Origin of the sequence: Cellulosimicrobium cellulans (assembly GCF_042723955.1) — a bacterium.
GTDB classification, from domain to species: domain Bacteria; phylum Actinomycetota; class Actinomycetes; order Actinomycetales; family Cellulomonadaceae; genus Cellulosimicrobium; species Cellulosimicrobium cellulans_H.
The window spans coordinates 1-23,205 of the sequence record NZ_JBHXIC010000071.1; the positions used below are offsets into that span (position 1 = coordinate 1).

The window sequence follows — 23,205 nt, forward strand, 5'->3', positions numbered from 1 at the left end:
GGGGCGGGGGGGGGGGGGGGGGGGGGGGCGGGCGGCCCCCGCCCGCCCGCGGGGGGGTTTGGTAGACGCGGCACCACCACCCACCCCGCCCACCCAACCCAGCCACACGCCATCGAACCCAAGAACCACGGTTCTACCTCGCGCAACCAGAGTTCTATCTCGCGCGACCAGGGTTCTATCTCGGGAGGATGACCACGAGCCGGGCACGTCGGCAGCGAGGGGTATGTCCCCGTAGAATCGAGGACGGTGTGCCGGGAAGTCTGGTCGGCCACGGTCTCGCTTCCGCGGCCCGTGCGACACGACAGCGACCCCAGGAGCACGATGACCCACGCCACCCCGCCCTCTGGCACCCACCCCGCCTCACGGACCGACCGCCCCTCAGCGCGAGTCCGCCTGCGCCGATGGGTCAGCCGCGAGACCACGGGCGGCGCGCTGCTCATCGGCGCGGCGCTGCTCGCGCTGCTGTGGGCGAACTCTCCGTGGCGCGAGTCCTACCTCACGCTGTCCAGCACGGTCGTCGGACCGTCGGCCCCGCTGCACCTCGACCTCACGCTCGCAACGTGGGCGGCTGACGGCCTGCTCGCCATCTTCTTCTTCGTCGTCGGCGTCGAGCTCAAGCAGGAGTTCGTCGCCGGGAGCCTGCGCAACCCTCGGCAGGCCGGTGTGCCCATGCTCGCCGCGGTAGGCGGGATGCTCGTGCCCGCGGTGATCTTCGCGACGGTGCTCGTGGTCGCGGGCGACACGGGCGCGCTCCACGGGTGGGCGATCCCCACCGCGACCGACATCGCGTTCGCGCTCGCGGTGCTCGCCGTGTTCGGGCGGGGCCTGCCGATCGCGATCCGCACCTTCCTCCTGACGCTCGCCGTGGTGGACGACCTGCTCGCGATCGTCGTGATCGCGGTCTTCTACACCGACGGGCTGCAGTGGGGCTACCTGGGTCTCGCGCTCGTCGCGGTCGCGCTGTTCGGCGTGCTCGTGCGCACGCGCCGCCCGCGCTGGTGGTTCCTGCTCCCCGTCGCGGTCGTCGCCTGGGCGTTCATGCACGAGTCGGGCGTGCACGCGACCGTCGCCGGGGTGCTGCTGGGCTTCACGGTCCCCGCTCTCGCCGTGCACGGCGAGTCCACGTCGCGCACGCTGCAGCTCGAGCACGCGGTGCGACCGATCTCGCAGGGGATCGCCCTGCCGGTGTTCGCGTTCTTCGCGGCCGGCGTCTCGATCGTCGGCAGCGAGACGCCTGTGGGCGAGGTCCTCACCCAGCCCGTCGTCCTCGGCATCGTGCTCGGCCTCGTGCTGGGCAAGCTCGTCGGGGTCCTGGGCGTCACCGCGCTCGTCACGCGCTTCACGCGGCTGCGCCTCGCCCCCGGGATCGGCGTGCGCGACCTGCTGCCGGTGGGTTTTCTCGCGGGCATCGGCTTCACCGTGTCGCTCCTCGTCGCGGAGCTGTCGTTCCCCGACGCGGAGCACACCGACGGCGCGAAGATCGCCATCCTCGGGGCGTCCGCGCTGGCCGCCGTGCTCGGGGCCCTCGCCCTGCGCTGGGACGCGCGGCGTGCCCGTACGGACGACATGAACCGCGACGACCTGCCCGACGGCGTCCTGGACCTCATCGGCGACGAGAAGGACCGCGAGGAGCACTGACGGCCCGGCCGCGGCGAGGACCCACCTCGCCGCGGCCGGCGCGCGTCAGCAGCTCGACGCCGCCTCGAAGCGTCCCGGCGAGACCTCCCGAAGCGTGGTGACCGTGGCGTCGCCCTGTCCCAGATAGGCGAGGGAGCCGACCGCGTAGTACGGGTTGTAGGGATTCACGCCGTACGAGATCGCACGTCCAGCCGCCTTGTGCTGCGCGTTCGTCGCAGTCCCGCACCACGGCCCGCTCGGGGCCTGGACCGTGACGGTGGCCTGGGCCGTCGTCGCGTTGCCCGCGGCGTCCACCGCGCGCGCGGCCAGCACGTGCGTGCCCGCACCGAGCGCGGTCGTGTCCCAGTCGTCCGCGTACGGGGCGGTGCGCAGCGTCGCGAGCGGCTCGCCGTCGACGCTCAGCTCGACGCGGTCCACGCCGCGGTCGTCCGACGCCGCGACCTCGACCCGGACCGTCCCGGTCACGCTCGCGCCCGCGGCCGGCGACGTGATGGCGACCGTCGGGGCGACGACGTCCGGGTCGGGCCCCGTCCCGGGGTCGCGGTCGACCCGGCGGTTGTTCGCGAACAGGAAGTCGGTGAGGTAGGCCGGGTAGTCGACGCTGTTCGTCGACACGTACGACCCGCCGGGGCCGCCGCCCGCGGGCCACGCGTGGGCGAGACCGGTGTTCCGGATGAGCGAGACCCGCGGGCCGTCGGCGTCGGACCACAGCGAGCCGGAGCCCGCGGTGTTCGTCCCCGCGAGCCCGGCGAGCGAGAACGACGACGTGGTCCCGGCGCCGTAGAGGTCGGCCATGACCTGGGCGTTGAGCGTCCCGTACCCGGTCGCGACGGTCGTGTCGGAGCTGCCGAACACGACGGACGTCACCTGCGAGCCGAAGTCCGCCGCGTGCGTGCCAGCGAACGTCCGGCACGTCGAGCGCGCCTGCGCGAGCGACGTCGCGACGCTCCCGATCTGGCCCGACGTCGTCCCGACCGTCGGACCGGCCGCGATCCCGACGCCGGCGAACACGTCGGGCGCGAGGCAGCCCATGACCATCGCCTGGCCGCCGCCGGAGGACAGCCCGCTGACGTAGACCTGGTCCGGGTCGATGCCGAGCGAGGTGTCGGCGAGCAGGGTCGACACGAGGTCGAGCAGGTTGTCGTCGTGCCGCGCGGGGCTCGTGCGGCTGTGGTTGGTGTCGTAGTAGTCCCAGCACCCGAGCAGCACGCCGCCGTTCGGCGCGGCGGGGATCGCGACGACCATGCCGTGCTCGTCGGCGGTCGCGGCCCAGTTCCCGCCGTTCTTGAGCACCTGCGAGGTCTGGACGCAGCCGTGCAGCGAGATCATGAGCGCCCGACCGCCGGCGAGGGCCGGCTCGGTCGTCGGCCGGTAGAGCTCGACCGTCATGCCGCCCGCCGAGCGCTGGGACCAGGAGCCGGCCGCGGACGCGGGCGCCGTGACGAGCGGCGCGAGCACGACGGCGAGCGCCGTGCCGAGGGCGAGCGCTGCCAGCCGAGCGCGGCGCCTGAGGGAGTGCCTGACCATCTGAACCTCCACGTCGAGGTCGGGCCTCGTCGGCGCTGGGGCGCGCCGCGGCGCGCACCGTTGCGCGCCGGACCCGGGCGAACCGGACGCTACGTGTGACCTGAATCACCTGTCAACATCCGCTCGTGAACCCCGTGGCCGGATCGTGACCCGCGCGGGTTGACACCGCGTCGGTCGCGGATCCATGATTCCCGCAACCTGAATCGCCTCTCATGTTTGAGTGGCGCTCCCCCAGGACCACCCAACGAAGGGCGAAGTCATGCGGACGAAGAAGTCCCAGCGGCCGGCACTCGCCGTCGCCGCGCTCGCGGCCGCGAGCCTCGTGCTCGCCGCGTGCGCGCCGACCGACGCGACCGGCGGCGACAGCACCGGAGGCGAGAGCAGCGCGAGCGCCGACCCGGTCGACGTCGGCATCATCTACTCCAAGACCGGGCCGCTCGCGGCCTACGGCGAGGCCTACTACGAGGGCTTCCAGGCCGGCCTCGACTACGCGACCGACGGCACGGGCGAGGTCGACGGCCGTCCGGTCAACGTGACCTTCCACGACGACGGCGGCGACCCGGACAAGGCCGTCGGCCAGGCGAAGGACCTCATCGGCAAGGGCTACCAGATCCTCGGCGGCACGGTCGTGTCCGGCGTGGCGCTCAAGCTCGCGGAGCAGGCCGAGCAGAACAAGGTCCTCTACATCTCCGGCCCGGCCGCGGTCGACGCGCTCACGGGCATCAACGACTACACGTTCCGCTCGGGGCGCCAGTCGCTCCAGGACGTCGCGACGGCGGGAACGTTCGTCGACCCCGACGGCGCGAAGGTCGTCGTGTTCGCACAGGACAACGCGTTCGGCCAGGGCAACCTCGCTGCGGTCGAGGCGGTCCTCGGCGCGCAGGGCGCCGAGGTGACGAGCGTGCTCGTGCCCGAGGACGCGACGGAGTTCACGCCGTTCGCGCACCAGATCGTCGACGCCGCCCCCGACCTCGTGTTCGTCGCGTGGGCCGGGGCGACGTCGGGCGCGATGTGGCAGGGCCTGGACCAGCAGGGCGTGCTCGACTCGACGACCGTCGTCACCGGGCTCGGCGACGTCGCGACCTACGGCGCGTACGGCGGCGCGGCGAGCAAGGTCGACTTCCTCAACCACTACTTCCCCGGCGCGGCAGGCACCGAGGTCGAGGCCGCGATGCTCGCGTCGGTCGAGGAGGCCGGCAAGCAGGCGGACCTCTTCACGCCCGACGGCTTCGTCGCGGCGCAGATGATCGTCCACGCGATCGAGGAGGGCGGCGACGACGTCGAGGCCATGGTCGACGCGCTCGAGGGCTGGAGCTTCGACGGCCCCAAGGGCACGACGACGGTCCGCGCGTCCGACCACGCGCTGGTCCAGCCGATGTACCAGGTCAAGCTCGTGGCCGACGGCGACGCCTGGGTCCCCGAGCTCGTCGCCGAGGTCCCGGGCGAGGACGTCGCACCGGCCGAGGCGGGCTGACGTGGGCGAGCCGCACACCCTTCCCGCGCTCGAGGTCCGCGACCTCGGGCTCCAGATCGGTGGGGCGCGGATCCTCCAGGGCGTGAGCCTCGCCGTCGGGCAGGGCGAGATGCTCGGGGTGATCGGGCCCAACGGCGCGGGCAAGACGACGCTCTTCAACCTGGTCTCGGGGATCCACCGTCCGACGAGCGGGTCGGTGCTCCTCGAGGGCGCGGACGTGACGACCACGTCGGTGGCCGCGCGCGCCCGCGCCGGGCTGGGCCGCACGTTCCAGACGTCGAGCCTGTTCCCGCGCCTGAGCGTCCGGGAGAACGTGCGGCTCGCCGCGCAGGGGCGCCTCGGCGGCGCCCTGTCCGTGCTGCGCTTCCCGCGCCGTGGCGACGCCGCGACGCGGGAGGCGGACCGGCACCTCGAGACGGTGCGGCTCACGCGCCGCGCCGAGGTCGCCGCGGGCGACCTGTCCCACGGCGACAAGCGCAAGCTCGAGATCGCGGTGCTCCTCGCGACCGAGCCGCGCGTCGTGCTGCTCGACGAGCCCATGGCGGGCGTGTCGTCGGCCGACGTGCCCGGCCTCGTCGAGGTCATCCGCGACCTGCACGCGACCGGCTGCACGGTGCTCATGGTCGAGCACCACATGGACGTCGTCCTGGGGCTCGTCGACCGTGTCGCCGTCATGCACCACGGCGAGCTGCTCGCGTGCGACACCCCCGACGCCGTCATGGCGGACCCGACGGTGCAGAGCGCCTACCTGGGCGTCACGGCAGGAGAGGCAGCATGAACGGCAGCAGCAACGGCACCGCCCACCCCGCGGCGGAGGGCGACGCGCCCGTCCTCGAGGTGCGCGGGCTGTCTGCGCGCATCGCGGGCCAGCAGGTCGTCGAGGACGTGACGTTCTCGGTCCCGTCGACGGGCGTCACGGCAGTGCTGGGGCGCAACGGCGTCGGCAAGACGTCGACCCTCAAGGCCGTGCTCGGACTGATCGAGCGCCGCGGCGAGGTGCTGCTCGCGGGCGAGCGCGTGGACGGCGAGCGCACGGACAGGATCGTGCGCCGCGGCGTCGGGTACGTACCCGAGGACCGGGAGGTGTTCGCCGGACTCACGGTCGCGGAGAACCTGCGGCTCGCCGAGCGCGACGCGCACCCGCGGCGCGAGCTCGTCGCCGAGCTGTTCCCGGACCTCGTGCAGCGGGCCGCGCAGCGCGCCGGCACGCTCTCGGGCGGTCAGCAGCAGATGGTGTCGCTCGCGCGCGCCCTGCTCAACGCCAACCGCCTGCTCCTCGTCGACGAGCCGACCAAGGGCCTCGCGCCGCGGATCGTCGGCGAGGTCGCCGACGCGCTCGCGGAGGCGGCAAGGACCGTGCCGATCCTGCTCGTCGAGCAGAACCTCGAGGTCATCGAGCGGCTCGCCGAGCGCGTCGTCGTCATCGACGCGGGCCGCGTCGTGCACACCGGCCCGGCGCGCGAGCTCCTCGACGACCCCGACCGCGTCCAGCAGCTCCTCGGCGTGCACGCCGAGGTCGACCACCACGGAACCGAAGGGGCGGTGGCCCGGTGAGCACGATCGTCCTCCTCCTCGTCACGGGGCTCGGCCTCGGGGCGCTGTACTTCCTCGTCGCGTCCGGCCTGTCGCTCATCTACGGGCTCATGGGCGTCCTCAACTTCGCGCACGGCTCGTTCCTCACGCTCGGCGCGTTCGGCGGCTGGTTCGTCGCGCGCTCGCTCGGGGCGGACTCGTGGGGCGTGTTCGCGCTCTCGCTGGTCGCCGGCGCGGTCGTCGGGGCGGGCGCCGCGGCGCTCACCGAGCTGCTGCTCATCCGCCCGCTCTACGAGCGGCACATCGAGCAGGTGCTCGTCACGGTCGGGCTCTCGCTCGCGTCCGTCGCGCTGTTCGAGGGGATGTGGGGCTCCGACCCCGAGTTCATCTCCGGGCCCGCCTGGCTCAAGGGCACGACCGACCTCGCGGGCGCGCCGGTGCCCAACGACCGGTTCGTCGCGATCGCCGCGGCGGCGCTCGTGCTCGGCGCGATCGTGCTGTTCCTCAAGCGCACCCGGTACGGGCTCATCATCCGCGCGGGCGTCGAGAACCGCTCCATGGTCACGGCGCTCGGGATCGACGTGCGCAAGGCGTTCACGCTCGTGTTCGCGGTCGGCGGCGCCGCCGCGGGCCTCGGCGGGGTCCTCGCGTCGCAGTACTTCGGGTACGTCTCGCCGCACCTGGGCGGGTCGCTGCTCATCTTCGCGTTCATCGTCACCGTGATCGGCGGCCTCGGGTCGCTGACCGGCGCGGCGGTCGCGTCCGTCCTGGTCGCGGTGCTCCAGCAGTTCGCGAACTACTACCTCGGTTACGGCGACCTCATCGTCGTGCTGCTGCTCGCGCTCGTGCTCCTCGTCCGTCCCACCGGCCTCCTCGGGAGGGCAGCCGCATGACCACCCAGACCGCTCCCCCGGCCCCGGCCGCCTCTGCCGGCGACGCGACGCGCGCCGACCGCCCTGCCCGCCGGGCGCCGTCGGGCACCCTCGTCCGCACGCTCGCGGGCGTCGCCCTCGTCGCGCTGCTCGCGTGCCTCCCGCTGCTGGCGATCCACGTCCCGGGCGTCCTGCCCGGCCCCACCTACACGCCCGGCGCTCTCCAGATGATGGCGCTGTGCTGGCTCATCGGCGCGCTCGCGCTGAGCTACCACCTGCTGTTCGGCGTCGCGGGGCTGCTGAGCTTCGGGCACGCCCTGTACTTCGCGGCGGGCGTCTACGGGCTCGCGATCGTGCTCGACACGACCGAGATCCCGCTCCTGCCCGCCGCGGCGCTCGTGCTCGTGGGCGGCATCGTGCTCGCGCACGTCGTCGGCGCGATCTCGCTGCGCGTCACCGGCATCTCGTTCGCCATGGTGACGCTCGCGTTCGCGCAGGCGGGCAACGTGCTCGTGCGCCGCAACCCCGGCGGCGCGACGGGCGGCGAGGAGGGCCTCGCGCTCGCGACGGGGAACGTCCCCGACGCGTTCGTCGGCGTGCTCAACACGCGCAACCTCTACTGGCTCGCTCTCGCCGTGCTCGTCGGCGTCTACCTCGTCGTGCTGTGGGTCGAGCGCTCCCGCGCCGGGCACGTCGCGGCGGCCACGCGCGAGAACGAGATGCGCGTGCGCGTCATCGGCGGGCGCCCCTATCTCGTCAAGCTCCTCGTGTTCGTGCTCGCGGCGACGCTCGCGACGGTCGTCGGCATGGCCTATTTGCTGCTCCAGTCCGGGGCCGTGCCGCGCGCGACGTCCGCCGACTTCACGCTCACGCTCCTGGTCATGGTCGTGCTCGGCGGCGTGGGGTCACGGTGGGGCGCGATCGTCGGCGGCGTGCTCTACACGATCCTCGACCAGCGGCTCGGGACGCTCGCGAGCTCCGCGGCCGTGGCCGACCTCCCCGCCGTCCTGCGCGTGCCGCTCAGCGAGCCGCTGTTCCTGCTCGGCACGCTGTTCATCCTCGTCGTGATGTTCCTGCCCGGCGGCATCGCCGGGGCCGCGTCGCGCCTGGCCGCGCGCCGCCGCCCGCGGGAGGATCGGGAGGAAGCCCGCGAGCGCCTCGAGGAGGTGGCATGACGACGCAGCACCGGCCCGGCGCGCAGGACGGCCTGCACACCCTCGGACGCTGGACGCGCGACCGCGCGCTCGCGACGCCCGACCGCGTCGCCGTCGACGACCGCGGGGTGACCCTGCGCTACCGCGACCTGCACGAGCGCGCGAGCGCGCTGGCGACGGCGTTCGGCGACGCGGGCTACGGCGTCGGCGACCGCGTGGCCACGGTGACCGGCAACAGCGCCGACCAGGTCGTGCTGTTCTTCGCGTGCGCGCAGGCGGGACTGGTGCTCGCGCCGCTGTCGTGGCGCCTGTCGCCCGGCGAGCTCGCGGCCCAGCTCGAGCAGGCCGACCCGGCGCTCGTGCTCGTCGAGCAGGAGTTCTCCGCGCTGGCCGACGCCGCGCTCGACCGGCTCGTCCTCCCGCCGCGGCGCGCCGAGCTCGGCCGCAGCGGCGTCGAGGCGCGCGTCCCCGCGCCGTCTCGCCGACCGGTGCTGACCGATCGCGCGGACGACGCAGGCGGCGCCGGTCGGGCCGCGACGGTGCCGGCCCCCGAGCGTCGTCCCGTGCGCGACGACGACCCGCTGCTGCTGGTCTTCACGTCCGGCACGCAGGGCACGCCCAAGGGCGCGCTGCTCACGCACGCGAACTGCTTCTGGACCAACCTCTCGCTGTCGCGCACGGTCGAGCTCACGAGCCACGACGTCGTGCTGAGCGTGCTGCCGCAGTTCCACGCGGGCGGCTGGAACATCCAGCCGCTGCTCGCGTGGTGGACCGGTGCGACGGTCGTCCTGGAGCGCACGTTCGAGCCCGAGCGCGTGCTGCAGCTCGTCGCCGAGCGCCGCGTCACGACGACGATGGGCGTCCCCACGAACTACCTGCTGCTCGCCGAGCACCCCGGGTTCGCCGACGCCGACCTGTCGTCCCTGCGGCACGCGGTCGTGGGCGGCGCGCCCATGCCGGAGCCGCTGCTGCGCACGTGGCACCGGCGCGGCGTCGCGCTCTCGCAGGGTTACGGGCTCACCGAGGCGGGGCCCAACGTGCTGTGCCTGCCCGACGACCAGGCGCGCGAGCGCATCGGGTCGGCCGGGACGCCGTACCCGCACGTCGAGGTCGCGGTCGCCGACCCGGTGACCGGTCAGCACCTCGACGGGCCGGCGTCCGGCGAGCTCCTGGTCCGCGGCCCCGGGGTGTTCGCCGGGTACTTCCGCGACGACGCCGCGACGGCCGACGTGCTGCACGACGGCTGGCTCCGCACCGGGGACCTCGTCGAGCGCGACGCCGACGGGTACTACCGCGTGGTCGACCGGATCAAGGACGTCTTCATCGTCGGGGGCGAGAACGTCACGCCGTCCGAGGTGGAGACCGTGCTCCGGCGCCACCCCGGCGTGGCGGACGTCGCGGTCGTGGGCGTCCCCGACGACCGGTGGGGCGAGGTCGGCGCGGCGTTCGTCGTGCCGCGCGCGGGCTACCCCACCGATGCCGAGGACCTGGAGTCGTTCTGCCGCCGCGAGCTCGCCCACTTCAAGGTCCCGCGCCGCTTCGACCTGGTCCCGTCCCTGCCCCGCACGTCGTTGCACAAGGTGTCGCGCCGCTCGCTCGCCGAGCGCGTGACCGTCCCGGAGGACTCATGAGCACCCAGCCCCGCACCGCCCGCGGCAACCGCACTCGGGCCAAGATCCTCGCCGCGGCCGAGCAGGTGTTCGCCGAGGTCGGGTACCACGACGCGTCGATCGTGAAGATCACCGAGTCCGCGGGCGTCGGGCAGGGCACGTTCTACCTGTACTTCGAGTCGAAGATCGACGTGTTCGACGAGCTCGTCGACGACCTCAACCGCCGCGTGCGGCACGCGATGATCGAGGCGAGCTCGCAGGCGGACACCCGCCTCGCCGCCGAGCGCGCGGGCTTCGAGGCGTTCTTCCGCTTCACCGCCGAGCACCCGGCGCTCTACCGGATCGTGCGGCAGGCCGAGTTCGTCTCCCCCGGCGCTCTGCGCCGGCACTACTCGCGCATCGTCGAGGGCTACATGACGGGCCTCGACAAGGCGCGCGCGAACGGCGAGGTCGGCCACGACGTCGACCCCGAGGTCGCCGCGTGGGCGCTCATGGGCATCGGCGAGATCGTCGGGATGCGCTGGGTCCTGTGGGGCGGGCGCTGGGACGAGAGCGCCGAGCCGCCGTCGTACGACACCGCGGCCGCCGAGGTCCCGCCGCACGTCTTCGAGCAGACCATGCAGTTCATCGAGCGCGCGCTCGCCGCGCCGCGGCCCGCTCCATCGACCGGGACCGGACCCGCGACCACGACCGACCCCGAAGGAGACGCGCGATGACCGTCACCGCCACCGTCCCTGCTGGCGCTGCCGAAGGACCCGGCGCCCCCACGCTCGCCGGGCGCAGCGCGCTCGTCACGGGCGGCGCGAGCGGCATCGGCGCGGCGTGCGCGCGCGAGCTCGCCGCGCGCGGCGCGCACGTGACCGTCGCGGACGTCGACCCCGACGGCGCGAAGCGGCTCGCGGACGAGCTCGGCGGCGAGGCGTGGGTCGTCGACCTCGCCGACACGCGCGCGCTCGACGACCTCACGCTCGACGTCGACGTGCTCGTCAACAACGCGGGCGTGCAGCGCGTGAGCCCCATCGAGGACTTCCGGCCCGACGACTTCCGCCTGCTCCACGCGATCATGCTCGAGGCGCCGTTCCTGCTGGTCCGCGCTGCGCTCCCGGGGATGTACGCGCGCGGGTTCGGGCGCGTCGTCAACGTCTCGTCCGTGCACGGCCTCGTCGCGTCGCCGTTCAAGTCGGCGTACGTGTCCGCGAAGCACGGCCTGGAGGGCCTGTCCAAGGTGACGGCGCTCGAGGGCGGCCCCCACGGCGTGACGAGCGTGTGCGTCAACCCCGGGTACGTGCGCACGCCGCTGGTCGAGAAGCAGATCGCGGACCAGGCGCGCGTGCACGGCATCCCCGAGTCCGAGGTGCTCGCGACCGTGCTCCTCGCCGAGTCCGCGGTCAAGCGGCTCGTCGAGCCGGAGGAGGTCGCGTCGCTCGTCGGCTGGCTCACCGGCCCGGACGCGTCGATGGTCTCGGGGGCGTCCTGGACGATCGACGGCGGCTGGAGCGCGCGGTGAGCGCGCGCACGACGGCGGCCGCGCGCGACGTCACCGCCGCGACCCACACCTACGCGACGCTCGACGTCCCCGTCGCGGGCGGACGGCTACGGGTCGGCGTGTGGGACCCCGTCACCGCGGACGACCCGGTCCCCACCGTCCTCGCCGTGCACGGCATCACCGCGTCGCACCGCGCGTGGCCGGCGGTCGTCGCGGCCCTCCCCGGCGTGCGCGTCGTCGCGCCCGACCTGCGCGGTCGCGGGCGCAGCAACACGCTGCCCGGCCCGTACGGCATGGGCGCGCACGCCGACGACCTCGCCACCGTGCTCGACGCGCTGGGGATCGAGAGCGTCGTCGCACTCGGGCACTCGATGGGCGCGTTCGTGTCCGTCGTGCTGGCGCACCGCTACCCCGGCCGCGTCTCGCGGCTCGTGCTCGTCGACGGCGGCATCCCGCTCCCGCCGCCGACCGGGCTCGCGCCCGACGCGACGCACGACGAGGTCCTGCGCGCCCTGCTCGGTCCCGCCGTCGAGCGGCTCGAGCGCACGTTCGCCGACCGCGAGGAGTACCGCGGCTTCTGGCGCGCGCACCCCGCGTTCGCGAGCGCGTGGGAGGAGCCGTGGGGCGACGTCGTCGCGGGCTACGTCGACTACGACCTCGTCGGCGAGGCGCCCACCCTGCGCCCGGCGTCGTCGGGCGCGGCGGTCTCGGCCGACTCGCTCGAGCTCTACGAGGGCGGCCCGCTCGCGGACGCGCTCACCGGCGACCGCACGCTCGACGTCCCGGTCGTGCTCCTGCGCGCACCGCGCGGCCTGCTCGACGAGCCCGAGGCCCTCTACTCCCCCGAGCACCTCGCCGCGTGGCGCACACGGCTGCCGGGGCTGCGCACCCGCGACGTAGCGGGTATCAATCACTACACGATCATCATGAGCCCACCCGGCGTCGAGGCCGTCGCGGGCGAGACCCTGCGGGCCCTGGCCGCCGTCACGAGCGACGGAGCAGGACCGGCGAGTGACGAGGAGGTCACGGCATGAGCCCCACGATCACGTCCCCACGAGGGACCGGGCTGGACAAGGTGGTGGCGTCGGCGGCCGACGCCGTCGCGGACGTGCCCGACGGCGCGTCGCTCGCCGTCGGCGGGTTCGGCCTGTGCGGCAACCCCATCGCGCTCATCGAGGCGCTGCTCGCCCAGGGCACGCGCGACCTGTGGGTCGTGAGCAACAACTGCGGCGTCGACGACTGGGGTCTCGGCGTGCTGCTCGGCGCGGGCCGCATCCGCAAGATGACGAGCTCGTACGTCGGGGAGAACAAGGAGTTCGAGCGGCAGTTCCTCTCGGGCGAGCTCGAGCTGGAGCTCACGCCGCAGGGCACGCTCGCCGAGAAGCTGCGCGCGGGCGGAGCCGGCATCGCCGGGTTCTGGACGCGCACGGGGGTCGGGACGCAGGTCGCCGAGGGCGGCCTCCCCCAGCGGTACGACGGCGCGGGCGGGGTCACGCAGGCGAGCGCGCCCAAGGAGGTGCGCACGTTCGGCGTCGGGCCGCGCGGTCGCGACGGGTCGTACGCCGACGAGGCCGAGTTCGTGCTGGAGGACGCGATCGCCACCGACTTCGCGCTCGTGCACGCCCTGCGCGGCGACCGGCACGGCAACCTCGTGTTCCACCGGTCCGCTCGCAACTTCTCGCCGCTGGCCGCGATGGCGGGCCGCGTGTGCGTCGCGCAGGTCGAGGAGCTCGTCGAGCCCGGCGAGATCGACCCCGACGAGGTGCACCTGCCCGGCGTGTTCGTGCACCGCGTCGTCGAGGTCGGCCCCGACGCGCCCAAGCGCATCGAGCGCCGCACGGTGCGCCCGGCCACCGCGACCAACCAGCCCGCGCCCGCGCCGTCGGGCACCGCGACCAGCACGAAGGAGGGCTGAGACATGCCGCTCACCCGCGACGAGATGGCCGCGCGCGCCGCGCGCGAGCTCCAGGACGGCTGGTACGTCAACCTCGGCATCGGCCTGCCGACGCTCGTGCCCAACTACGTGCCCGCAGACAAGCACCTCGTGCTCCAGTCCGAGAACGGGATCCTCGGCGTCGGGCCGTACCCGACCGAGGACGCCGTCGACCCCGACCTCATCAACGCCGGCAAGGAGACGGTCACCGTCCTGCCGGGCGCCGCGTTCTTCGACTCGGCGCTGAGCTTCGGCATGATCCGCGGCGGCAAGATCGACGCCGCGATCCTGGGCGGCATGCAGGTCTCCGAGACCGGCGACCTCGCCAACTGGATGATCCCCGGCAAGATGGTCAAGGGCCCCGGCGGCGCGATGGACCTCGTGCACGGGGCGGGCCGCGTGATCGTGCTCATGGAGCACGTGGCGCGCGACGGGTCGCCCAAGATCCTGCGCTCGTGCTCGCTGCCCCTCACCGGGCGCGGGGTCGTGCACCGCGTCATCACCGACCTCGCCGTGATCGACGTGACGCCCGACGGGCTCGTGCTGCGCGAGACCGCGCCCGGCGTGAGCGTCGACGACGTGCGCGCCGCGACCGAGCCCGACCTCGTCGTCGCGCTCGACGACGCGCCGCTCGACGTGGCCGACGCCGGTCCGGGACCGTCCACGCAGGCCGCGGGGACGCCGTCGTGACGCGCGACGTGCGCCGCCGCGACGTCCCGACCCCGCGCGGGCGCGAGCACGTGCGCGAGGCCGCCCCGGACGGCGAGGCGCGCGCGACGGTCCTGCTCGTGCACGGCAACTGCTCGTCGTCGGCGTTCTTCGACCCGCTGCTGCGCGCGCTGCCCGCCGACGTGCGCGGCGTCGCCGTCGACCTGCGCGGGTACGGCGACGCCGAGGTCCGCCCCGTCGACGCGACGCGCGGCGTGCGGGACTACGCGGACGACGTCGCGGCGGTCGTCGACGCGCTCGACCTCGCGCACCCGCTCGTCGCCGTCGCGCACTCCGCCGGGGCGGGGGTCGTGCTCCAGCTCGCGACCGACCGGCCCGACCTGTTCGACGCGGTCCTCCTCGAGGCGCCCATGTCCCCGTACGGGTTCGGCGGCACGCGCGACGTCGACGGCACGCCGCTCTCCCCCGACTTCGCGGGCTCGGGCGGCGGGACGGCGAACCCCGCGTTCGTCGCGGCGCTCGCCGCCGGCGACCGCAGCGAGGACGCCGGGTCGCCCCGCGACGTGCTGCGCCGGTTCTACGTCGCCGACCCGGCCGCGCTCGGCGAGCCGCGCGGCGCGCTCGAGGAGCTCCTGCTCGACTCCGTGCTCTCGACGCGCACCGGCGACGGCAACTACCCGGGCGACCAGACGCCGTCGGGCACGTGGCCCGGCGTGGCGCCCGGGACGCGCGGCATGAACAACGCGATCAGCGCGAAGTACTGCGACCTCTCGGGCTTCGCGGCGTCCGGCGCGACGGCACCCGTGCTGTGGGTGCGCGGCGACGCCGACGCGATCGTCTCGGACGCCTCGCTGTTCGACCTCGCACAGCTCGGAGCGCTCGGTGCGGTGCCCGGCTGGCCGGGCGCCGAGACCCACCCGCCGCAGCCGATGGTCGCCCAGACGCGGGCCGTCCTCGACGCCTACGCGGCCGCGGGCGGGCGGTACCGTGAAGAGGTGCGGCCCGGCGTCGGGCACAGCCCCCACCTCGAGGAGCCGGACGTGTTCCTCGGGCTCCTGCTCGGGCTGGTCGGCGGTGCCGTCGCCGTCGTCGACACCGCCGCCGCACGAGCGGACGCCACACCCCCGGCGCCCGCGCAGACACCGCCGTCCGCACCCCTGGAGGTCCAGCCGTGAGCACCACCACCCCCCACTCCCCTGCCGACGTCGTGGTCGTCGCCGCCGGCCGCACCCCGCAGGGGCGGCTCAAGGGATCGCTCGCCGCGCTGACCGCGGTCGAGCTCGGCGCCGTCGCCGCGCGCGCCGCGATCGAGCGCTCGGGGCTCGGCGCGGACGCCGTCGACGCCGTGGTGTTCGGCCAGGTGCTCCAGGCCGGGGCGGGGCAGAACCCCGCGCGCCAGACGGCCGCCGGTGCCGGCATCGGCTGGGACGTGCCCGCCGTGACGGTGAACAAGGTGTGCCTGTCCGGCCTGACGGCCGTCATCGACGGCACGCGGATGATCCGCTCCGGCGAGGCCGAGGTCGTGCTCGTCGGCGGCCAGGAGTCCATGACCAACGCGCCGCACCTGCTCCCCGGGTCGCGCGCCGGGTTCGCGTTCGGGGACGCGACGCTCGTCGACGCCGTCGCGCGCGACGGGCTCACCGACGCGTTCGACCGCGCCTCCATGGGCGTGGCGACCGAGCGCACCAACACCGGCGACGTGTTCGTCTCGCGCGAGGAGCAGGACGCCGTCGCGGCGGCCTCGCACCAGCGCGCCGCGGCCGCGGCGAAGGACGGCCTGTTCGACGCCGAGCTCGCGCCCGTGAGCGTCCCGCAGCGCCGGGGCGAGCCGGTCGAGGTGCGCGACGACGAGGGCGTGCGCCCCGACACGACCGCCGAGGGTCTCGCGCGCCTGCGCCCCGCGTTCGACCCCGAGGGCACCATCACCGCGGGCAACGCGTCGCAGATCTCCGACGGCGCGGCCGCGCTCGTGCTCACGACCCGCGCCCGGGCCGAGTCCGCGGGCGCGCCCGTGCTCGCGACCGTGCGGGCGTGGGGGCAGGTCGCCGGCCCGGACACGTCCCTGCACTCCCAGCCGGCGCGCGCGATCCAGCAGGCCCTCGACCGGGCCGGGTGGACGGTCGAGGATCTCGACCTCGTCGAGATCAACGAGGCGTTCGCGACCGTCGTCGCGGTGTCCACGCGCGTGCTCGGCGTCTCGCCGGACGTCGTCAACGTGCACGGCGGCGGCATCTCGCTCGGCCACCCCATCGGCGCGTCCGGTGCCCGGCTCGCGGTCCACGCGGCGCACGAGCTCGCGCGCCGCGGCGGCGGGCGCGTCGCCGTCGGGCTGTGCGGCGGCGGGGGCCAGGGCGAGGCGCTGCTCCTGGAGGCGTGACCGCACTCGGCGAGGGCGCGACCGGTTCGAGGGGACGGTTCGGGGTGCCTCGCCTACGCTCGCGATGTGCAGCCCACCGTGACGGAGACCCGCGCCCCTGAGCCCGTCGACGAGCAGCGGCCCCGGCACGGTGTCTGGGGACGGTGGCTGCGGCGGTTCTCGGCGACCGGGCTGGTGCTCGCGCTGCTGTGGTTCGGCCTGTCGTTCACGCCGTCGCTCATCCCGCGCGCCTGGTACTACCAGGCGGTGATCTCCGGGGTGAGCGCGGTCGGCGGCTACGGCGTCGGGGCGTTCGTCGAGTGGTTCGCGCTCAAGGTCGGGCTCCGGATCCGCTGGACGGCCCGTGCGAGCCGGGTCGCGTGGTGGGTGCTCGCCGGAGCGACGGCCGTGCTCGTGCCGCTCGCGCTGATCCTCGGGGCACGCCGCCAGATCGAGCTGCGGCACCTGTTCGGCATGTCCGAGGACGTGCCCGGGCGCGAGGTCGTCACGCTGCTCGTGGCCCTCGCCGTCGCGCTCCTCGTGCTCCAGGTGGGCCGCGGTCTGCGGCGCCTCGCGCGCTGGCTCAGCCTCGTCGTCGACAACGTCGTGCCCGCGCCCGTGGCCCGGTTCGTCAGCGGCGTCGTCGTCGCCGTGGTCGTCGTCCTGGTGTTCAACGGCGTCATCTGGTCGGGTGCGCTCAACGCGCTGAACTCGATCTACGCGACCGCCAACGCCGACGTCGACCCGCGCCTGACGCCCCCGGCCCAGCCCGAGCGGTCCGGGTCGGACGCGTCCCCCCAGACGTGGGACTCGCTCGGCGCGGAGGGTCGCAAGTTCGTCGTGTCCGGCCCGACCGTCGACGAGCTGCGCGCGTTCGCCCAGGCGGGCGACGTCGTCGACCCCGCGGACGTGCGCGAGCCGATCCACGCGTACGCGGGACTCGATCCCGACGGCGACCTCGACGCCACGGCGGCGCGCGTCGTCGACGAGCTCGACCGCACCGACGCCTGGGACCGTTCCGTGCTCGTCGTCGCGACCACCACCGGGACGGGCTGGGTGGACCCTGGCATGGTCGAGGCGCTCGAGCTCATGCACGGTGGCGACACGGCGATCGCGAGCATGCAGTACTCGTACCTGCCGAGCTGGATCAGCTTCGTCGGCGACCGCTCGACACCGCCCGCCGCGGGCAAGGCCCTGTTCGAGGCGGTGTACGCGCGCTGGTCGGAGCTCCCCGAGGACGCCCGCCCGCGCCTGCTCGCGTTCGGCATCTCGCTCGGGTCGTTCGGCATGCAGGGCGCGTTCAGCGGCGTCCAGGACGTCGAGGCCCGCTCCGACGGCGCGATGTTCACCGGGACGCCCGGGTTCACGCCGATGTGGCGCGAGCTCACCGACGCGCGCGATCCCGGGTCGCTCGAGTACGCACCCGTGCTCGACGACGGCCGGCAGGTCCGCTGGGGCGACCCCGTCGAGACCGGGGTCGCGGACCTCTGGGGCCCAGGCCCCCGGTGGGACGAGCCGCGCGTCGTCTACCTCCAGCACGCGTCCGACGGCGTCACCTGGTGGGGACCGGAGACGCTGTGGTCGGAGCCCGACTGGCTGCGCGAGCCGCGCGGGCCCGACGTGCTGGGCGACGTGCGGTGGTACCCGTTCGTCACGTTCTGGCAGCTCACGGGCGACCTGTTCGTCGCGGCCGCCTCGGACATCCCGCCCGGCCACGGCCACGTCTACCACCTCGAGTACGCCGACGGCTTCGCCGCGCTGCACGCCCCTGACGGCTGGTCGGACGCCGACACAACACGCCTCAAGGACGCGATGGACGCGCCGACCGAGGGCGGCTCGATCGGCTGACGCCCGCCGCCGTGAGTGCTGGGGATCTGTCGCCGAGATGCCTCGGAGACGACAGATACCCAGCACTCAGCGGGGGGCGTGGGCCTCGAGGAACGAGTAGACCTCCGTCGTGTCGACGCCGGGGAACGCGCCGGTCGGCATCGCGGCGAGCATCGACGCGTGCGGTCGGGCGCTCGGCCACGACTGGCCGGCCCAGCGGTCGGAGAGCGCGTCCGGCGGGCGGCGGCAGCACGCGCCGTCGGGGCAGCGGGAGACCAGACGCTCGGTCGTGTCGCGGCCCAGGAACCACTTCACGTGCGCGAACGGCACGCCCACGCTCACCGAGAACTCGCCGTCCGCCGACGCCTGCACGCGCGACGTGCACCAGTAGGTGCCGCTCGGGGTGTCCGTGTACTGGCTGAACGGGCTGAGCCGGTCCTCGACCGCGAACACCGTGCGCGCGGTCCAGCTCCGGCACACGTACTGCCCCTCGACGGCGCCCAGCGGGTCGGCCGGGAAGCGCACACCGTCGTTCTCGTACGCCTTGTGGATGACACCCGACTCGTGGACCTTCATGAAGTGCACCGGGATGCCGAGGTGCTTCGTCGCGAGGTTCGTGAACCGGTGCGCGGCCGTCTCGTACGACACGGCGAACGCGTCGCGCAGGTCCTCGATCGAGATCTCGCGCGCGTCCTTCGCGGCCCGCAGCGCCTTGACCGCGTGGCGCTCGGGCAGCAGGAGCGCCGCCGCGAGGTAGTTGGCCTCGACCCGCTGGCGCAGGAACTCGCGGTAGTCGCGCGGCTCCGCGTGGCCGAGCACGTGCGGCGCGAGCGCCTGGAGCAGCGCCGACGTCGCGTTGGACCGCCCACGCATCCCGTTGCTCGGCAGGTAGACGCGGCGGTGCCGCAGGTCGAGCACCGAGCGGGTCGAGTGCGGCAGGTCGCCCACGTAGTGCAGCGTGAAGCCGAGGTGCGCCGCGAGGTCCGCCGCGACGCGCTGGGGCAGCGGGCCGCCCGCGTGCCCGACGCCGTCGAGCAGCCCGGCCGCCGCGTCCTCGAGCTCGGGGAAGTAGTTGTCCTGCGCGCGCATCGTCGCGCGCAGCTCGGCGTTGGCGCGGCGCGCCTCCTCGGGCGTCGCCGCACGCTCGGTGTGCAGGCGCTGGAGCTCGCGCTCCAGCGCCACGATCGTCTCGAGCGCGTCGGTGGGAAGCGACTTGCCGACCCGCACCGGGCGCAGCCCGAGCGCGTCGAAGAGCGGACCGCGCTGCGCCCGCTCCAGCTCGATCTCGAGCGCGTCCCGGCGGGACGGCGCCTCGGGCGACAGCAGGTCGTCGAGGCTCGCGCCCAGCGCCCGCGCGACGGCCTGGAGCTGGGCGAACTTGGGCTCGCGCTTGCCGTTCTCCAGGAGCGACACCTGGGACGGCGCGCGACCGATCGCGGCGCCGAGCTCGTCGAGCGTGAGGCCCCGTGCGGTGCGGAGGTGCCGGATCCGGCGTCCGATCGTCAGGGCGTCGGGCTCGCTCTCGAGCGGGATTTCCGCATGTTCCGCGATTCCGGCCGGTCGCGTCGTCGGGATAGCCATGACTGAGAGTGACACGCGCCACTCCTTCCGCACAAGAGAAGAAGTGCGATTCTTTCGCTCGATCTGGCTTGAGACGGGGTCGTCGGCGGGAGGAAGGTCGAAGCACGGACCTCGCCGAGGTCCACCGACCGGCCCGTCCGGCCCGCCAGCGCGGACCGGCGCACCACCAGGAGGCACCGTGAACAGGCCCACCATCGTCAGCCGCCGCTCCCCGTCCGAGTACGCGGGCGGCGCCCGTCCGCTCGGCGCCGTCGCGACGACGGCGGACGTCGCGGGCCGCACCCCGGATCGCGCCGGAAGCGACGGTCCGCGCCCCGGCGACCAGACCCAGACGGCGGCCGAGATCGCCGAGCAGTGGGCGACCGACCCGCGCTGGGCCGGCCTCCAGCGCGACTACACCGCGGAGGACGTCGTCGCGCTGCGCGGCTCGGTGCGCGAGGAGCACACGCTCGCGCGCCGCGGCGCCGAGAAGCTCTGGGAGCAGATCCACACCGAGGAGTGGGTCGCCGCGCTCGGCGCGTTCACCGGCAACCAGGCCGTCCAGCAGGTGCGCGCGGGCCTCAAGGCCATCTACCTGTCCGGGTGGCAGGTCGCGGCCGACGCCAACCTGTCCGGCCAGACCTACCCCGACCAGTCGCTCTACCCGGCCAACTCCGTGCCCGCCGTCGTGCGCCGCATCAACAACGCGCTCCTGCGCGCGGACCAGATCGAGACGGCGGAGCGCTCGGGGGGCGACGAGCCGCGCCGCGACTGGCTCGCCCCGATCGTCGCCGACGCGGAGGCCGGGTTCGGCGGCCCGCTCAACGCGTACGAGCTCATGCACTCGATGATCGCCGCCGGCGCCGCGGGCGTGCACTGGGAGGACCAGCTCGCGTCGGAGAAGAAGTGCGGCCACCTCGGCGGCAAGGTGCTCGTGCCCACGAGCCAGCACATCCGCACGCTCAACGCGGCGCGCCTCGCCGCCGACGTCGCGGGCGTGCCGTCGGTGATCATCGCTCGCACGGACTCGCTCGCCGCGGACCTGCTGACGTCCGACGTCGACGAGCGCGACCAGCCGTTCCTCACGGGCGAGCGCACCTCGGAAGGCTTCTACCGCGTGCGCCCGGGCCTTGACGCGGTCGTCGCGCGCGGCCTCGCGTACGCGCCGTACTCCGACCTCATCTGGGTCGAGACGGGCGAGCCCGACCTCGAGCTCGCGCGCACGTTCGCCGAGACGATCCACGCGCAGTACCCGGACAAGAAGCTCGCGTACAACTGCTCGCCGTCGTTCAACTGGAAGAAGCACCTCGACGACGCCCAGATCGCGAGCTTCCAGAAGGAGCTCGCCGCCATGGGCTACGCGTTCCAGTTCATCACGCTGGCCGGCTTCCACGCCGTCTCGCACTCCATGTTCGAGCTCGCGCGCGGCTACGGCGAGCGCGCGATGTCCGCCTACGTCGAGCTCCAGGAGGCCGAGTTCGCCTCCGAGGCCGACGGCTACACCGCCACCCGCCACCAGCGGGAGGTCGGCACCGGCTACTTCGACCGGGTCGCCACGGCTCTCAACCCCGACGCCGCCACCCTCGCGCTCGCCGGGTCCACCGAGACCGCCCAGTTCCACTAAGCCCTCCCCCTCCCGCGAGGTAGTACCGCAGTCCCGCGAGGTAGTACCAGGGTCAGCACCCCGGTACTACCTCGCGAGACCAGGGTTCTTGCTCGGCGGACCGCGGTCCTCCCTCGCGACATCGACCTTCGGAGCACGCCATGAGCACCCTCACCACGACCACCTCTCCCCCGACCTCCGGTCCGTCCGGGACCGTGCCCGACGGCGGCCCGCGCCCCGAGCGGCCGGCCCGGCCCACGCCGTCGGGCGCCCTGCGCGTCACCGGCACGCTGGGCGAGCGTTACCGCGAGATCCTCACGCCCGAGGCGCTCGACTTCCTCACCCTCCTGCACGACCGGTTCGTGGCCCGCCGTCACGAGCTGCTCATGGACCGCCAGCAGCGCCGGCAGGACGTCGCGGACGGCATCGACCCCGACTTCCGCGCCGCGACGCGGCCCGTGCGCGACGACCCGTCGTGGCGCGTCGCCGGCTCGGCCGGCGCACCCGGCCTCGAGGACCGCCGCGTCGAGATCACCGGGCCGACCGACCCGAAGATGACGATCAACGCCCTCAACTCCGGGGCCAAGGTGTGGCTCGCGGACGCCGAGGACGCCTCCAGCCCCACGTGGCGCAACGTGATCGAGGGCCAGCTCGCGCTGCACGACGCGATCCGCGGGACGCTGCAGCACACGACCGGCTCGGGCGAGCACCGCAAGGAGTACCGCCTGCGCTCGACGACGCTCACCGACCTGCCGACGATCGTGTTCCGTCCGCGCGGGTGGCACCTCATCGAGAAGCACATGCGGTACGTCGACCGGGCGGGGGTCAGCGTGTCGGCGTCGGCGTCGCTCGTCGACTTCGGGCTGTACCTGTTCCACAACGCGCGCGAGCTCGTCGCTCGCGGCCGCGGACCGTACCTCTACCTGCCCAAGCTCGAGGGCTACCGCGAGGCGCGGCTGTGGAACGACGTGTTCGTGCTCGCCCAGGAGTACCTGGGGCTGCCGCAGGGCACGATCCGCGCGACCGTGCTCATCGAGACCCTGCCCGCGGCGTTCGAGATGGAGGAGATCCTCCACGAGCTGCGCGACCACTGCGCCGGGCTCAACGCCGGGCGGTGGGACTACCTGTTCTCCGTGATCAAGGCGTTCCGCACGCGCGGCGACTCGTACGTGCTGCCCGACCGCGCGCAGGTCACCATGACCGCCCCGTTCATGCGCGCGTACACCGAGCTGCTCGTCGCGACGTGCCACAAGCGCGGCGCGCACGCGATCGGCGGGATGAGCGCTTTCATCCCCGACCGGCGCCGGCCGGACGTCACCGAGCGCGCCTTCGAGCAGGTGCGGGCCGACAAGCGTCGCGAGGCGACGGACGGGTTCGACGGCACGTGGGTCGCGCACCCCGACCTCATCGAGGTCGCGCGCACCGAGTTCGACGCGGTGCTGGGGGACGCGCCGAACCAGGTCTCCCGGCAGCGCGACGACGTCCGCGTGGGCCAGCACGAGCTGCTCGACATCGGGTCGGCCCGTCGGGCCGGGGCGACCGTCACGGCGGCGGGGCTGCGCTCGAACGTGTCCGTCGGGGTGCGGTACCTCGAGTCGTGGCTGCGCGGCGTCGGTGCGGCCGCGATCGACCACCTCATGGAGGACGCCGCGACCGCCGAGATCTCGCGGTCGCAGGTCTGGCAGTGGATCGCGTCCGGCACGCGCACGGAGAACGGCGTGCCGATCACGCGCGATCGCGTCGAGGCGCTGCTCGCCGAGATCGTCGACGACCTGCCGCGCCTCCCGGGCAACCGGATCGACGACGCCGCACACGTGTTCCGCGCCGTCGCGCTCGCCGAGGACTTCCCCACGTTCCTCACCATCGGCGCGTACTCGCAGTTCCTGGTGGGCTCGGACTCCGACCAGCCGTAGCGGTACCTCGCCGAGGGCGAGAGAGGGGGGGGTGGGGGTGAGCGAGAAGA

Annotated in this window: 19 protein-coding genes; 17 read left to right on the forward strand and 2 right to left on the reverse strand. The window is 74.2% G+C overall.

Going from position 1 to position 23,205, the window contains the following annotated elements; all coding sequences use genetic code 11:
* The first annotated feature begins 321 nt into the window (after positions 1-321).
* Complete coding sequence (gene nhaA, locus ACFWH7_RS16315) at positions 322-1,638, forward strand: Na+/H+ antiporter NhaA (protein ID WP_378217893.1); 1,317 nt, start codon at positions 322-324, stop codon at positions 1,636-1,638.
* Positions 1,639-1,683: 45 nt separating this feature from the next.
* Here the strand turns inward: nhaA and ACFWH7_RS16320 are convergent, their stop codons facing one another.
* Positions 1,684-3,165, reverse strand: a complete 1,482-nt coding sequence (locus tag ACFWH7_RS16320; protein ID WP_378217895.1) for an extracellular catalytic domain type 1 short-chain-length polyhydroxyalkanoate depolymerase — start codon at positions 3,163-3,165, stop codon at positions 1,684-1,686.
* Between the two features lie 259 nt (positions 3,166-3,424).
* On the opposite strand from ACFWH7_RS16320, the gene ACFWH7_RS16325 reads away from it, so the two are divergent.
* The 14 genes from ACFWH7_RS16325 (at position 3,425) to ACFWH7_RS16390 (ending at position 18,100) form a co-directional block, all read left to right on the forward strand.
* Complete coding sequence (locus ACFWH7_RS16325) at positions 3,425-4,639, forward strand: substrate-binding domain-containing protein (RefSeq protein WP_378217897.1); 1,215 nt, start codon at positions 3,425-3,427, stop codon at positions 4,637-4,639.
* A 1-nt stretch (position 4,640) separates the two neighbouring features.
* The gene (locus ACFWH7_RS16330) at positions 4,641-5,417 is read left to right on the forward strand and encodes an ABC transporter ATP-binding protein (RefSeq protein ID WP_378217899.1); all 777 of its coding nucleotides are present in this window, start codon (positions 4,641-4,643) and stop codon (positions 5,415-5,417) included.
* Positions 5,414-6,193 carry an ABC transporter ATP-binding protein gene (locus ACFWH7_RS16335; protein ID WP_378217901.1) on the forward strand — a complete coding sequence of 260 codons (780 nt, stop codon included), beginning with the start codon at positions 5,414-5,416 and terminating at the stop codon, positions 6,191-6,193. Before ACFWH7_RS16330 ends, ACFWH7_RS16335 begins: the two co-directional genes overlap by 4 nt.
* A complete protein-coding gene (locus ACFWH7_RS16340) occupies positions 6,190-7,065 on the forward strand; it encodes a branched-chain amino acid ABC transporter permease (RefSeq protein WP_378217903.1) in 876 nt (291 codons plus the stop codon). The genes ACFWH7_RS16335 and ACFWH7_RS16340 overlap by 4 nt, the downstream gene beginning before the upstream one ends.
* Positions 7,062-8,219 carry a branched-chain amino acid ABC transporter permease gene (locus ACFWH7_RS16345; RefSeq protein ID WP_378217905.1) on the forward strand — a complete coding sequence of 386 codons (1,158 nt, stop codon included), beginning with the start codon at positions 7,062-7,064 and terminating at the stop codon, positions 8,217-8,219. Before ACFWH7_RS16340 ends, ACFWH7_RS16345 begins: the two co-directional genes overlap by 4 nt.
* Positions 8,216-9,829, forward strand: a complete 1,614-nt coding sequence (locus ACFWH7_RS16350) for a class I adenylate-forming enzyme family protein (RefSeq protein ID WP_378217907.1) — start codon at positions 8,216-8,218, stop codon at positions 9,827-9,829. Before ACFWH7_RS16345 ends, ACFWH7_RS16350 begins: the two co-directional genes overlap by 4 nt.
* Positions 9,826-10,524, forward strand: coding sequence for a TetR/AcrR family transcriptional regulator (locus tag ACFWH7_RS16355; protein WP_378217909.1), 699 nt, complete (start codon positions 9,826-9,828; stop codon positions 10,522-10,524). The genes ACFWH7_RS16350 and ACFWH7_RS16355 overlap by 4 nt, the downstream gene beginning before the upstream one ends.
* A complete protein-coding gene (locus ACFWH7_RS16360; RefSeq protein ID WP_378217911.1) occupies positions 10,521-11,315 on the forward strand; it encodes a 3-hydroxybutyrate dehydrogenase in 795 nt (264 codons plus the stop codon). The genes ACFWH7_RS16355 and ACFWH7_RS16360 overlap by 4 nt, the downstream gene beginning before the upstream one ends.
* Complete coding sequence (locus ACFWH7_RS16365; RefSeq protein WP_378217913.1) at positions 11,312-12,328, forward strand: alpha/beta hydrolase; 1,017 nt, start codon at positions 11,312-11,314, stop codon at positions 12,326-12,328. Before ACFWH7_RS16360 ends, ACFWH7_RS16365 begins: the two co-directional genes overlap by 4 nt.
* Positions 12,325-13,209: a CoA transferase subunit A gene (locus ACFWH7_RS16370; protein WP_378217915.1), complete on the forward strand. Its 885-nt coding sequence runs from the start codon at positions 12,325-12,327 to the stop codon at positions 13,207-13,209. Before ACFWH7_RS16365 ends, ACFWH7_RS16370 begins: the two co-directional genes overlap by 4 nt.
* Before the next feature lie 3 nt (positions 13,210-13,212).
* Positions 13,213-13,917: a CoA transferase subunit B gene (locus ACFWH7_RS16375; RefSeq protein WP_378217917.1), complete on the forward strand. Its 705-nt coding sequence runs from the start codon at positions 13,213-13,215 to the stop codon at positions 13,915-13,917.
* Positions 13,914-15,071 (forward strand): alpha/beta hydrolase, encoded by a 1,158-nt coding sequence (locus tag ACFWH7_RS16380; protein WP_378217919.1) that lies wholly within the window; start codon positions 13,914-13,916, stop codon positions 15,069-15,071. The genes ACFWH7_RS16375 and ACFWH7_RS16380 overlap by 4 nt, the downstream gene beginning before the upstream one ends.
* Positions 15,068-16,273 (forward strand): acetyl-CoA C-acyltransferase, encoded by a 1,206-nt coding sequence (locus ACFWH7_RS16385; protein WP_378217921.1) that lies wholly within the window; start codon positions 15,068-15,070, stop codon positions 16,271-16,273. Before ACFWH7_RS16380 ends, ACFWH7_RS16385 begins: the two co-directional genes overlap by 4 nt.
* Positions 16,274-16,339: 66 nt before the next feature.
* Complete coding sequence (locus tag ACFWH7_RS16390; RefSeq protein ID WP_378217923.1) at positions 16,340-18,100, forward strand: alpha/beta hydrolase; 1,761 nt, start codon at positions 16,340-16,342, stop codon at positions 18,098-18,100.
* A 66-nt stretch (positions 18,101-18,166) separates the two neighbouring features.
* Here the strand turns inward: ACFWH7_RS16390 and ACFWH7_RS16395 are convergent, their stop codons facing one another.
* Positions 18,167-19,660 (reverse strand): helix-turn-helix domain-containing protein, encoded by a 1,494-nt coding sequence (locus tag ACFWH7_RS16395; RefSeq protein WP_378217929.1) that lies wholly within the window; start codon positions 19,658-19,660, stop codon positions 18,167-18,169.
* 178 nt (positions 19,661-19,838) lie between these two features.
* On the opposite strand from ACFWH7_RS16395, the gene aceA reads away from it, so the two are divergent.
* Complete coding sequence (gene aceA / locus ACFWH7_RS16400; protein ID WP_378217925.1) at positions 19,839-21,263, forward strand: isocitrate lyase; 1,425 nt, start codon at positions 19,839-19,841, stop codon at positions 21,261-21,263.
* A 140-nt stretch (positions 21,264-21,403) separates the two neighbouring features.
* Positions 21,404-23,155, forward strand: coding sequence for a malate synthase A (aceB, locus tag ACFWH7_RS16405; protein WP_378217927.1), 1,752 nt, complete (start codon positions 21,404-21,406; stop codon positions 23,153-23,155).
* The last annotated feature ends 50 nt before the right edge of the window (positions 23,156-23,205 follow it).

Bases quoted from the DNA above. Each gene is read 5' to 3' on its own strand.
- nhaA (WP_378217893.1), top strand. From the start codon at position 322: ATGACCCACGCCACCCCGCCCTCTGGCACCCACCCCGCCTCACGGACC.
- ACFWH7_RS16320 (WP_378217895.1), bottom strand. From the start codon at position 3,165: ATGGTCAGGCACTCCCTCAGGCGCCGCGCTCGGCTGGCAGCGCTCGCC.
- ACFWH7_RS16325 (WP_378217897.1), top strand. From the start codon at position 3,425: ATGCGGACGAAGAAGTCCCAGCGGCCGGCACTCGCCGTCGCCGCGCTC.
- ACFWH7_RS16335 (WP_378217901.1), top strand. From the start codon at position 5,414: ATGAACGGCAGCAGCAACGGCACCGCCCACCCCGCGGCGGAGGGCGAC.
- ACFWH7_RS16345 (WP_378217905.1), top strand. From the start codon at position 7,062: ATGACCACCCAGACCGCTCCCCCGGCCCCGGCCGCCTCTGCCGGCGAC.
- ACFWH7_RS16350 (WP_378217907.1), top strand. From the start codon at position 8,216: ATGACGACGCAGCACCGGCCCGGCGCGCAGGACGGCCTGCACACCCTC.
- ACFWH7_RS16355 (WP_378217909.1), top strand. From the start codon at position 9,826: ATGAGCACCCAGCCCCGCACCGCCCGCGGCAACCGCACTCGGGCCAAG.
- ACFWH7_RS16360 (WP_378217911.1), top strand. From the start codon at position 10,521: ATGACCGTCACCGCCACCGTCCCTGCTGGCGCTGCCGAAGGACCCGGC.
- ACFWH7_RS16370 (WP_378217915.1), top strand. From the start codon at position 12,325: ATGAGCCCCACGATCACGTCCCCACGAGGGACCGGGCTGGACAAGGTG.
- ACFWH7_RS16375 (WP_378217917.1), top strand. From the start codon at position 13,213: ATGCCGCTCACCCGCGACGAGATGGCCGCGCGCGCCGCGCGCGAGCTC.
- ACFWH7_RS16395 (WP_378217929.1), bottom strand. From the start codon at position 19,660: ATGGCTATCCCGACGACGCGACCGGCCGGAATCGCGGAACATGCGGAA.
- aceB (WP_378217927.1), top strand. From the start codon at position 21,404: ATGAGCACCCTCACCACGACCACCTCTCCCCCGACCTCCGGTCCGTCC.